Origin of the sequence: Corynebacterium sp., from assembly GCF_030826625.1 — a bacterium.
In the GTDB taxonomy this organism is placed as follows: domain Bacteria; phylum Actinomycetota; class Actinomycetes; order Mycobacteriales; family Mycobacteriaceae; genus Corynebacterium.
In genome coordinates, this window is sequence record NZ_JAPJNQ010000067.1 from 1 (window position 1) to 11,350 (window position 11,350).

The following is an 11,350-nucleotide window of genomic DNA, read 5'->3' on the forward strand; positions in this document are numbered from 1 at the left end:
GAATGGAGGAATTCCTGCGCGGCGGCACCAAAGTGGTGGTGGAAACCGGTGGCGAGGACGTCGACAAGCTCACGCAGCGTTTGCAATCAGCCGGGTTGGACGTGTCGACGCGGGATGCTGGCGTGTTGGCGCTGGAGGTTCCGGAAAATACGGAGGAAATTGAAATCCGCCGGCTCGTCGGCAAGCTGTCTGCCGAACACCAAATCCCAATTATTGGTCTGCGCACCGAATCGCAGAACCTGGAGCAGCGTTTCTTGACTGCTACCGCCGATGCCCAAGAATATTCCACCCGGAAAGGCGCTTAAACCATGAATGTAGTCCGCTCAGAAATTGCAAAACTAACGAGTCTGCGCAGCACGTGGGTCTACGCGATCCTGCTGGTGGGTTCGATTGCTGGACCCGTCGTGTTGATGGGGCTGTTCGCCTCGGATTCCACGACGGATTTTTATTGGAATGACCTGCTGATTGCCGGGGACCTGTTTCAGATGCTCGCGATTATCTATGCTGCGGCATCGACCTCACGCGATCTGGCGCACGGCATGCACGGGCAGGCATTTTTGACCCAACCGCAACGTTGGAACTGGTTAGCGGCAAAAATGCTGGTCACCGGGGTGTTTGTGCTGGTGTTGCTCGCGGTTTCTATCGGGATATCGCTCGTGGTCGCGCCAATTTTTGGTTTGCACCTAGATTCCAGTGGAGCCACCAGCATCCTGTGGGCTGTGCTCATTGGTTACCCGTTGTATGCCGTGGCTGCGGTTGGTTTGGCCGCGCTGGTGCGTTCGCAGATCGCGGCGGTCGGACTACCGATCGTCTGGATGCTGATCGTTGAGCAACTGCTGGGCTCTGCCGCGATGATCTACGAATTCCTACGCCCAGTCGCCCAACTGCTGCCTAACACCACCTTTGGCTCGTTGACCACCGGTTTTGCTTTCTACGACTACATCCACACCGGCTGGGCTGGCGCCGCAGTGTTGGTTGGCTGGCTGGTCGTGCTGTGTGGCTTGGGCTTTCTCGCCAACCAGAAGCGCGATGTGAAGTAGGGGGTGTGAAATAAAGGTGCAGAAGCGTCGGCTAGATTCACTGTCTACCCGCGCCGCCGCTGCACATACAGCACACCACCGAAAAACGCCCAGCACCAGTGCGCAATAAGCAATAGCAGCATTGGGGTGCCGACGATCATCCACGCGTTATGGCCGCTGGCATTGGTGAGTTGATTCAAGCCCGAGACCACCGTTCCAACCGGGAATACGCAGGACCACCAGGTGGGGTTATATGCCATGGAATTGCGGAATACTTGCGGCCAGTGTTTCGAGGCCGCGATGAGCAATACCGGTATGCCGATCACCATGATCACCACACCGGATACGTAGGCAAAATGGTCCCAGGGTGCGCTGCGCCCCAGCAACTGCGCACCGGCTGTGGTCTGGCCGATCACACCGAGGGGAATCCAATAAATGGTGGTGAAGTTCAGCGGCATTTTTAATTTCTGTCTGGCCAGGCCGATATACACCGCTACCAGCACCGGAACCGCTGTAATCAGCGGCATCAACAGCCCCACCACGCCAATGGCGTGCACAAGAAACGATAGCGTGCCGTTACCACCGGTATCGGTGAAGTGCTGGGAAAGCGTTCCCGCCGGGGCTCCGGCCACCGCAGGAGCAAGCAGCGGTAACGCCCAGGTGAAGTTGGCCGCCGAATACTGTGCACTCGGCAAATAAACCAGGTACCGGACAGTCACCACGAAGGCGAGCACAGTACCGAAAATCCAATAGACGATGTGCAACCACCACCAGCCCAGAACCGCAGAGGTAGCCATCGACAGCGAAAGCACCCCCATGGCGGTCATCGCCCAGGCCGGGAGGTGTTCTGCCACAAACGGTGGGTTATGGTGTCGAACAAATCCGACAATCACCCAAGCCAACATGACCGTCGCAACGAAATACCAGGCTACCGCCGCTGCGTGACCGACGACGCTAGCTCCCCAGTAGGCTTCGACGCCCAGTGCGAGCGCCGCCGTACCCATCACAGACGCCGCCCACCCGGGGCCAGCGGGCGGCAGGCTCAGTGCAGCGCGTTTCGGTCGCGGCGCGGGCGGTTCGTGGTGCAAGTGCGGCGATTCAGTCACTTACCCCATTCTAGACGCGACCTACATCACAGTAAGGTCGGGGCCCAATTTTCATCAAGTTTTGTTTGCCCCGGTCACAGTGCTATTGTTTTGTCAATCAGATGATCAAGATAGGCAAAACTCAGCGATAAGGACCACCGTGGCGCGACCGAAAACCAGCCAGCAGGGGCGCATGCAGTCCGGGGAGCAGCTGCGCGTTCTTGCCGACGTCGCCACGCCATTTTTCGCCGCCGAGTTACTCATGAACCTCGCGCTGACGGTCCCGCACGCGATTTTGACGCCACTGCTGCTGGACAAGGGATTAAGCCTGTCGCAGATCCTGCTGGTCCAGGCCGGTTTTAGCATCGCGGTATTGCTTTTCGAATTCCCCTCGGGCTCCATCGCAGACATGATCAGCCGCCGCACGCTGTATTTTATTTCCCGACTCGTGTTCTGCATATTCTTCGTGCTGGTGATTTTCGGGCACGGCTTTCCATTGATGCTGCTGGCCTGGATCATTTATGGCTTGGCGACGGCCCTAGAATCCGGCACCCTGGATGCCGCGCTGATCAACAATGCGAAAAACCGGCAAGGTCCAGCAGGCACGGTGGGTGGCCTAGCAGGCACGGTGGATGGCCTAGCAGGCACGGTGGATGCGCCGGATCATGTTGAATCACGCATTTCCTGGTTGGTGCGCAAGGAAGGGCAAAGTGCGTACCTCGGCATGATGATCGGCAGCACCATCGGCGCGCTGCTGTATTTGTCGGTGGGCGCGAATATTTATTTCATTTCTGTTGGAGCCACGGTGATTTCCGTCGTCACGATCGCGTTGTTCTTCCGGATCCCGGAGCAGCACAAGGTGGCAACCGTCGGCGGGAATGAAACCGGGGCGAGCGTCGACAAGCATGAAGCCGCACGGATTGGCGGTGCGTGCAGGCTGTGGCAGGAGCTGAGATCACACGCGCGTGCGACCGTGGAGGAGATGCGGAATTCGGCGGCGTTGCGGCAGTTTTTGCTGCTTGCGGTGATCGCGCAGGCGTTTTTACAGTTGCATTTTCAATTGTGGCAGGCCGTCGGTTTGGAAAAGGGCTTCGGGGAGTCGCACCTGCTGTTTTTATATTTGCTGTTTATTGGGATGGCGTTTGGGGCCTCTTTTATTCGCCCGGAAGTGCTGTTCCGGCGGCGCGCGCTCGTGGTTGCCGGCGTGGTGGCGTTCCCGGGGTTAGCGTGGCTGTCGTATCTTGTCGACGGCTGGGCCTACCTGGTGTTTTATGGGGCGCTGGCGTTTTTACTGATCGTTTTTGCCAACTATTCCACCTTCGGGGTGCGGCGGGCGTCGTCAGTAGAACGCATCGGCGCGATAACCTCGCTGGTCGGCGTCGTCGGGCGCATCGGGGCGATCGGGGTATTGGCTGTGGCCTCAGTGTTTGTGAATTTTTATAGCGCAGCGGCGGTGGCTTCCGGCGGGTTCGTGGTGCTGGTCGTGTTGGGGCTGGGATGGGTTGGTCTGCGGCGGTGGCAAGTAGGGCAAAAGTAATGTGTCCACCGGCCCGGGCACTTCGAACTAACCGCGCCGCTGCTGAATATGCCACACACCACCGAAAAATGCCCAGCACCAGTGCGCAATGAGCAGCAACAACAGCACGTTACCGATGCCAATCCACACGGCTTGGCCACTGGCGTTATTCATTTGGTTAAGGCCCGAGACCACAGTTCCCAGCGGGAACACACATGACCACCAGGTCGGATTATAGGCCATGGAATTACGGGATACTTGTGACCAGTGTTTGGTGGCCGCGATAATCGCTACGGGAATGCCGATCACCATGGTCACCACGCCAAACCCGTAGGCAATATGGTCCCATGGTTCGCTGCGCCCCAACAACTGCGCCGCGGCCGTAGCCTGACCGACCAAGCCGAGCGGGATCCAATAAATAGTGGCGAAATTCGGCGGTATTCTTAGTTTCTGTCGGGCCAACCCACTATAAATTCCCACCAGCAACGGCACAGCTGTAACCAACACCAGCAACAAACCGACTACGCCGATAGCGTGCACAAGAAACGATAGTGTGCCGCTACCACCGGCATCGGTGATGTGCCGGGCGAGCATTCCCGCCGACGCCGCGTTCACCACCGGCGCGAGCAGCGGCAATGACCACGTGAAATTCACCGAAGAATACTCAGCCCTGGGCAAATGCACTAGGTGGGACAGGTAACGAATCGAAACCACGAAAGCCAGCACCGTGCCAATTGCCCAGTAGACGGCGTGCAACCACCACCAGCCGAGCACCACTGACGACGCCATCGACAACGCAAGAATCCCCATCGCCGTCATCGCCCACGCCGGGAGGTGTTCGGGCACAAACTGTGGGTTACGGTGCCGCATAAAACCCGCGATGATCCACACCAGCATAGCCGTGGCAAGGACATGCCAAATCACCGCTGCGGCATGCCCGGCGACGCTAGCACCCCAGTAGATTTCGACGACCTGCGCGAGCGAGGCACTTCCCATCACCGCAGCAGCCCAGCTCGGCCCAGCTGGCGGCAGGTTCGGCGGAGTTGTTGACTGCCCAGCGCTTTCCCGCTGCGATGCGGGGGGTTCATGGTGCAGGTGCGGCGATTCGGTCACCTGCTTCATTGTAGGAGCACACAGATTGCAGCCAGAAAAGCACCAGCGTACAATTTTCTGCACCGATAAATGAGAGTGTGAGGCGCCTATGAAAACCATGTCCTATTCCGATTCACAGGCGCACTTTACTGAGATGCTTGATACCGTGACTAATGATCGTGAAGAAGTCATCATTACACGCGCAGGACACGATCCGGTAGTGGTTGTCTCGCTTGATGATTATGAATCATTAAAGGAAACCGCATACCTACTCAAAAGCCCGGCTAACGCTCGCCGACTATTAGCCTCAATTGAACAGCTCGAAAATGGTGGCGGCACTCAACGGGATTTCTAGGTTATTGGTCGCAGAGAATCACAGATGAGCACCGGCTAGTTTATAAAATTTTCGGCGATGAACTTCGCATTGCGTCCTGCAGATACCACTATGGGCGTTAAGACCCGCTAGAGTTTCCAGACCTCGCACCGCCAGCGCCACCAGCGTCATCAGCGCCGCCAGCGTCCTCATCAGCATCACCAGCGTCGTCAGCGCCCTCACCAGCCACCGCAACCTGCTCGGCTATCCCCCGAGCGGCGCGTTCGGTGGCGTCGTAAGGCTCCATATCCTCCAAGTACTCGCCAGTCTCGTAGTCGTACTCGATGGCGCGGCCCTGCTCGTCGGTGCGCGTGTACCAACCAACATTCTCGGCGGCATGCGAATCCCAGTTACCACCAGCAGAATAATCGCTATCCGGCGGGCATTCCTCAATCGACAACGCAAAGTTGTCTCCGTATTTCGACACGCCTTGTTTTACCGAATTCGCCACCAAACGGTCCCCATAAATCCGGCGCACGGTAAATGGGTCATTCCGCAGCTCTTTAAACAATGCCACTGACATCAAAATCAAAATGAACGCGAACGGTAATGCCGTAACCACCACCAGATTCTGCATACCGCGTAGCGCGTCCTGTCCGCCCGAAAGCAAAATCACCACGGCGATACCAGCCATGCACAAAACCCAGAACGTCGTAATCCACGGGTTCGGGTTAGGGTTACCTTTTTGTGATAGCTGTGAGTTCACCAACGACGCGGAATCGGCCGTCGTCACGAAGAAAATAATCAGCACCACGATGATGATCGGCGCTACCACCTGCGCGCCCGGCAACTGGTCTAGCACCACAAAGAAAATCTCTTCTGGTGCCGGCATCGAATCAGCCGTGCCATCAGGCGCGATCGAATGATCACGGTTTTGCAGCCAAATCGTCGTACCACCCAGCACAGCAAACGCCGTCATGATGATGGTCGACGGAATAAACAACACACCCAGCACAAACTGGCGGATGGTGCGCCCACGCGAAATCTTGGCGACGAACACCCCCACGAATGGCGCCCAGGAAATCCACCACGCCCAATAGAACGTGGTCCACGCGGACAAGAACGCCTGCATTTCTTCGCCTTCGCCCATGTGCGCGGACATCGAGTCACCAAATGATGCGAAATACTCGATCATCACCGCTGGCAATGCATTCATCAAAAACGCGGTCGGACCAACGACAAAGAAAAACACCGCGATGCCGATCGAGAGCACCAAGTTGATATTCGACAGCACACGAATTCCCTTGGCCACGCCGGAGACCGCCGAGGCGATCGTCGCGATGGTCAGCACCATGATGATAATCAGGGCCGCGGTATTACCAGCCGTCGACCAGCCAGAAACCACCTCAAAGCCGCTGGCGATCTGCAAAGATCCAATACCCAAGGTTGCGGCGGTACCGAAGAGCGTGGCGATAATCGCCAAACCATCAATAATGCGCGCCGGCAGCGAATCCGTAGAACGATTCCCCAACAGCGGCAACATGATCGAACTCATCAGAGGTACCCGCCCGCGTCGGAAAGAAACATAGGCGACACACAAGCCAACGATTCCGTAAATTGCCCAGGCACTCGCACCCCAGTGCAGCGTCGACTGCACCATCGCACCCTTGATTGCCTCTTCACTGGCTGCCTCATAAGCGCCCGGCCGCGGAGATAAATAGTGGCTGAGCGGCTCATACGGGCCAAAGAAGATAATGCCGATGCCAATACCAGCCGCAAACAGCATCGCTGCCCAGGACAGCGTGGAATACTCCGGCTTCTCGTCGTCCAGCCCCAGGGGGATGCGGCCGTATTTGGAGAACGCGAGCACCAGCAGCACAAAGAACAGCACCACGGCGATCATGGTGAACACCCAACCCAGGTTGGTCATGATCCAATCCAGTGCCATGGAGGAGACATCAAAAACCTGCTCCGGCGCCAGCACGCCCCACAGGATGAACGCCACAACCAAGCCGCCCACCACTGTGAGCATGGGCTTGTCGACGCGATAGCGGATCTTTTGATCCTCCACGGACACGCCCGGCACCATCGCGGGGTGAATATTGTGCGGGTATGTCACCTCCCGCAAGATGCGTTTGGCTTTTGTGCCTGCACCTTCGGCATCATTTTCCGCCATCGCCGCTCTCCTTGTAACTGTTCTTCAATTCTGGGGTGTGTTCTCTTTGCTGTTTTGCCGTTCCCAGCATTTCTCAACAAATTCCGAGATAACTGCTATGCAACTATAAGACAGCCTGTCGCATAAATCACGTTGTATATTCACGCCCCACTATTGGCCAGACGGCCAAGTTTATGGCAGACTAGCGGAAGTCGACTTGGCCACCCGGCCAACTAGGTCGCGTTCGCACTGCAGATCGCAACCTGCATCTCAAGTAAAACCTCAACACATATCTCAACCCACAAGGCGGTGCTGAAAACCCATGACAGCGATGCAATCCCCCGCGGCACGTTGGTTCGCGCTAGCGACACTCGTCGGTCCCGTGCTGCTGCTCAGTATCGACATGAGTGTCATCAGCATCGCCGTGCCCGCCATCAGCGCAGGCCTCGGCCCCACCTCCGCACAAATGCTGTGGATCATCGACATCTACAGCTTCCTGCTAGCCGGGCTATTGGTGCTGGCAGGCTCGCTCGGCGACCGCTTCGGCCGCAAACGCATGCTCATGATCGGCGCCCCCGCATTCGGCCTGGCTTCCTTGGCGACGGCATTCGCCCCCAACCCGGAGCTGCTGATTCTCGCCCGCGCCGCCCTGGGTGCCTCCGCGGCCACCCTCATGCCTTCGACGTTGGGGCTGATCCGCACCATCTTCGACAACGCGCACGAACGACGACTGGCCATTGCCGTATGGGCAGCCGCCTTCGGTGGCGGTGGCGCGCTCGGCCCAGTACTCGGCGGTCTGCTGCTGGAACATTTCTGGTGGGGCTCAGTATTCCTGATTAACGCCCCGGTCATGGCGCTATTCCTACCCGCCGCGTGGTACCTGCTGCCAGAATCACGCGACCCGAACCCACAGAAATTCGACTACCCTTCGGCTGCGCTATCCATCGCCGGGCTGCTGCCAGTCGTCTACGCGCTGAAAACCCTGATCAAACAACCATCGGTGGCTAGCGTCATCGCGTTAGTTGCGGGCATCACTTTCATCGCGCTATTCATCCGCCGCCAGCGTCGTATATCCAACCCGATGATCGACCTGGAGCTTTTCGCGCGCCCAGGATTCGCCGCCGCGATCACCGTCAACATGCTGGCCACCCTCGCACTACTGGGGCTCACGTTCTTCTATCCGCAGTACCTCATGCTGGTCAAAGGCCATAGCTCCATGAGCGCGGGCCTGTGGATGCTGCCGCTGGCCGTGGCGACGATGGCCGGCACATTCATCTCGCCGTCCGTCGCCAAGCGGGTCTCTATCCGGAAGGTCATCACCATTGGTTCTGTGATCACCGCGTTTGGTTTCGGTCTGGCATCCTTCCTAGATACCGGCACGACGATGCTGCTGGTCGTGGCTGCGGCGGCCGCGGTTGGTTTCGGCATCGGTTTCTCGGAAACCCTGACCAACGAGGTTGTACTCAGTACTGCTCCCCCGGCGCGCGCCTCTGCGGCCTCGGCGATTTCGGAAACCGGCTACGAATTCGGTGGCGCGATGGGCACCGCGCTGCTCGGCACCCTGGGGCTGGGAGTATATGCGCGGAATCTGCATGCCGACGAGCATGGGTTGGAGGGCGCACAGGCCGTCAGCGCCCGCGATACCCTCGGCGGGGCACACGAGATCGCCGCTATCCTGCCCACCGACCAGGCACGCCAGCTCATCGCCGCCGCCAACGATGCCTACCTGACCGGCATGAATGTCGCCACTGGCGCTGGCGCACTCATCGCCCTGGGCGCGGCAGCCGCCGGCTGGTGGGGCATCCGCGAATATTCCCGCCGCATCGAGGAATCCGTCCACCACCCGCAGGAGATTTCACCGCGATGAGCAGCACACACCCGAACACCGAATCCAACGCTAGTGCCAGCTCTAGCCCCAACTCTGGATCCCAGCAGTCCCGCAAACGCATCCCCGCCGAGCAACGCCGTCGCGAACTCACCGCCGTCGCCCACACCGTCATGGCCCGCGATGGGGCCTTCGGCTTGACGACGCGCGCCGTCGCCAAGGAAGCCGGGGTGCCGCATGGCTCGGTACACTACGCCTTCCACTCGAAGGATGAGTTGATCCGTGCCGTCGTCCGGGACGATATTGACCGCTCCACGGCCGCTTTTCGACGCTTCGCCGCCCCGGAAACCAACACCCCGGAACATGCGGCAAGCCCGGCAGAGCAGGCCGTTTCCCCAGAAGGCATTCTGCACGCCGCTTTTGCCAGCTACGCCGATAACTTGATCGGCGACCCGTGGGAGGAAGCCGCGCAGCAAGAACTCGCGCTGATGTGTGCCCGGGACGAGCAGCTGCGGGTCATCATGCAAGAGTCCAACGCCAGCTATCGCGAACTGATCGGCAGCATCCTGGACTACCTCGCCGCAGCTACCGGGAAAACCTGGGCGCAACCAGCGGATATGTTGGCTGAAAATATTCTCGGCGCGCTGTTCGGCACCGCGCAGTTGTGGCTGGTCGATCGTGACAACGACACTCTATATGCCAGCTTGGCGACGCTCGCAAAGGTCTACGCGGCGCAATTGGGTAACTAACGCCCGGTGACCGGCGCAGCCGTGCTGGAGCGCTAGCGCGCTGGCATGCTAACGCTGCTAGCGTCCTGCCCACACGTAGTCGTCGGCAAGCGCTTCCGGGCAGAAACCCTCGAGAGCTTCGTGCAAGCAGGATTACGCCCCGGAAAACCTGCACCCGCAGAAGACTCAGGTGTCCAAGAGGGTGACCACAGAGGTGTTCAGGGTGACCATGAACATGTCCGCAGGTGTTCAGGGTGACCACCTAAACACCCTTAATCTGCAACACAAACTCGAACTAACAGAACTCCGCGTGAAGTTACCCTCGTTTAGTGGACACCCGAATAGAGTAGTCTCCTTAAGATACCCGCACTATACGAGAGATATTCATAATACTGCCAGACAAAAAGCCCTACCACATTCTGCGATTAATGCATCACTATCGGGCTCATCAGCCAAAGAAATACTCCCCTTTGTTCGCCCTATCCCATAATGCTGCAATCGTGGGGGCTCCAAGAAATTAGGCAATCAACTAATCGTGGCTGCCTTTTCTTCATCCGACCACACTGTCACTGCTTTGTATGTGTAGTATACACACGCTACGAACACAACAATATTTCCAAAGATGAGCCACTGCGGTACATCGTTCGGCAGAACTATCTGTAAAACAGCACTCACAAAGCAAAGCAAGGCAATGTTTGTACTCAACGCAATGATCAGCATTCTACGTCCAAGGCTCATTTTGTCCCCTACTTCTTCGTGTTACCTAGATTTATCCGCACTGGTCAGCAGCAGTCATGATAGAACCAGATGCGGTTGCCATGGTAACTGCAGCCATCGCTGGGCCAATAGGACCTGTGAGCGGTGCAGATGCGACTCCGACTGCAGATGCTACAGTCCCTGCGCCCCCTAGAAGGACAGCCCCCGCACACCCAGCAGCAGACCGAGTCTGAATGAGGGTTGCGTCGACCAACTCTGGATCAACATTCATTGAATACTTTGCAGTGATCTGGTCACCCTCAACCGAGTATTCAATGTTTACTCTCTCTCCAGTAGTGAGAGTGTTTGAAGTGGGCAGAGCTTCTTCTTCGCCATTCGGGCTTTCTACGAATACTGTGTCTGCTTCTTTACGAACATCACCGTTTACTACTTCAGCGGAATATCCGCTCTCATCAGCGTCATTGATTACGAGAAGCGCTTGTCGCTCTTCTTGTGCCTTAGCAATCCTTTCCCCAAGAACATCATTCCCTGCCCCTGTGTTAGTTGACTGCTGAACCTCATTCTGAGAAATCTCAGCTGACGTAGCGACTGGCACTGGTAGGAAGACAGAAGCTAGTGCGATAGAAATAGCAAGCTTAGCTCCAAACTTCAAGGAAAAACCTCTTTCTGAATTCTCGAATACGAATGAGATCAGGTGAACGATAATACGTTCGCTTAACCTTCGCAAGACATAACTGAGGTTGCCCCCATTACGTTGTTAGCAGTTCCACATCAGGGCACCGAAGGTTCATAACCTGTCCACCCGATTGGGCAGGCTATGTTTATGATCGTTCGCGCCGTCCGAAAGGACAGTGGAACTAGTCGCTGGCTTCGGTATGGCTTATTCCTGTCCCTGTCTGA

General features: G+C 57.6%; 9 protein-coding genes and 2 pseudogenes. 7 read left to right on the forward strand and 4 right to left on the reverse strand.

The features are described 5' to 3' along the window. Both RCH87_RS08295 and RCH87_RS08300 read left to right on the forward strand, forming a co-directional pair. Window positions 1-305, forward strand: a pseudogene (locus RCH87_RS08295) (ABC transporter ATP-binding protein); the annotation flags it as partial. 3 nt (window positions 306-308) lie between these two features. Continuing rightward, window positions 309-1,040, forward strand: a complete 732-nt coding sequence (locus RCH87_RS08300) for an ABC transporter permease (RefSeq protein WP_049167580.1) — start codon at window positions 309-311, stop codon at window positions 1,038-1,040. A gap of 44 nt (window positions 1,041-1,084) precedes the next feature. Here RCH87_RS08300 and RCH87_RS08305 read toward each other — a convergent pair whose 3' ends face one another. After that, entirely contained in the window at window positions 1,085-2,125 is a 1,041-nt protein-coding gene (locus RCH87_RS08305; protein ID WP_306516242.1) for a hypothetical protein, read from the reverse strand. 139 nt (window positions 2,126-2,264) lie between these two features. Here RCH87_RS08305 and RCH87_RS08310 point away from each other — a divergent pair, with 139 nt between their 5' ends. Further along, complete coding sequence (locus RCH87_RS08310) at window positions 2,265-3,641, forward strand: MFS transporter (protein WP_306516243.1); 1,377 nt, start codon at window positions 2,265-2,267, stop codon at window positions 3,639-3,641. Between the two features lie 27 nt (window positions 3,642-3,668). Here RCH87_RS08310 and RCH87_RS08315 read toward each other — a convergent pair whose 3' ends face one another. Then, window positions 3,669-4,742, reverse strand: coding sequence for a hypothetical protein (locus RCH87_RS08315; protein ID WP_306516244.1), 1,074 nt, complete (start codon window positions 4,740-4,742; stop codon window positions 3,669-3,671). A 79-nt stretch (window positions 4,743-4,821) separates the two neighbouring features. Here RCH87_RS08315 and RCH87_RS08320 point away from each other — a divergent pair, with 79 nt between their 5' ends. Both RCH87_RS08320 and RCH87_RS08325 read left to right on the forward strand, forming a co-directional pair. Next, on the forward strand, window positions 4,822-5,067 hold the full coding sequence (locus RCH87_RS08320; protein WP_306516245.1) for a type II toxin-antitoxin system Phd/YefM family antitoxin: 246 nt from the start codon (window positions 4,822-4,824) through the stop codon (window positions 5,065-5,067). Then, window positions 5,061-5,168 (forward strand): annotated as a pseudogene (locus RCH87_RS08325) (type II toxin-antitoxin system YoeB family toxin); the annotation flags it as partial. The gene RCH87_RS08320 and the pseudogene RCH87_RS08325, both read left to right, overlap by 7 nt. On the opposite strand, the gene RCH87_RS08330 reads toward RCH87_RS08325, so the two are convergent. Next, on the reverse strand, window positions 5,165-7,201 hold the full coding sequence (locus tag RCH87_RS08330; RefSeq protein WP_306516246.1) for a BCCT family transporter: 2,037 nt from the start codon (window positions 7,199-7,201) through the stop codon (window positions 5,165-5,167). The pseudogene RCH87_RS08325 and the gene RCH87_RS08330 overlap by 4 nt on opposite strands. A gap of 301 nt (window positions 7,202-7,502) precedes the next feature. On the opposite strand from RCH87_RS08330, the gene RCH87_RS08335 reads away from it, so the two are divergent. Continuing rightward, window positions 7,503-9,047 carry an MFS transporter gene (locus RCH87_RS08335; protein WP_306516247.1) on the forward strand — a complete coding sequence of 515 codons (1,545 nt, stop codon included), beginning with the start codon at window positions 7,503-7,505 and terminating at the stop codon, window positions 9,045-9,047. Then, window positions 9,044-9,754 carry a TetR/AcrR family transcriptional regulator gene (locus tag RCH87_RS08340; protein ID WP_306516248.1) on the forward strand — a complete coding sequence of 237 codons (711 nt, stop codon included), beginning with the start codon at window positions 9,044-9,046 and terminating at the stop codon, window positions 9,752-9,754. Before RCH87_RS08335 ends, RCH87_RS08340 begins: the two co-directional genes overlap by 4 nt. 748 nt (window positions 9,755-10,502) lie before the next feature. Here the strand turns inward: RCH87_RS08340 and RCH87_RS08345 are convergent. Next, window positions 10,503-11,102: a hypothetical protein gene (locus tag RCH87_RS08345; RefSeq protein WP_306516249.1), complete on the reverse strand. Its 600-nt coding sequence runs from the start codon at window positions 11,100-11,102 to the stop codon at window positions 10,503-10,505. Between the last annotated feature and the right edge of the window lie 248 nt (window positions 11,103-11,350).

What these genes read in the sequence shown, in the direction of transcription:
- RCH87_RS08300 (WP_049167580.1), top strand. Translation starts at nt 309, where the DNA reads ATGAATGTAGTCCGCTCAGAAATTGCAAAACTAACGAGTCTGCGCAGC.
- RCH87_RS08315 (WP_306516244.1), bottom strand. Translation starts at nt 4,742, where the DNA reads ATGAAGCAGGTGACCGAATCGCCGCACCTGCACCATGAACCCCCCGCA.
- RCH87_RS08320 (WP_306516245.1), top strand. Translation starts at nt 4,822, where the DNA reads ATGAAAACCATGTCCTATTCCGATTCACAGGCGCACTTTACTGAGATG.
- RCH87_RS08330 (WP_306516246.1), bottom strand. Translation starts at nt 7,201, where the DNA reads ATGGCGGAAAATGATGCCGAAGGTGCAGGCACAAAAGCCAAACGCATC.
- RCH87_RS08335 (WP_306516247.1), top strand. Translation starts at nt 7,503, where the DNA reads ATGACAGCGATGCAATCCCCCGCGGCACGTTGGTTCGCGCTAGCGACA.
- RCH87_RS08340 (WP_306516248.1), top strand. Translation starts at nt 9,044, where the DNA reads ATGAGCAGCACACACCCGAACACCGAATCCAACGCTAGTGCCAGCTCT.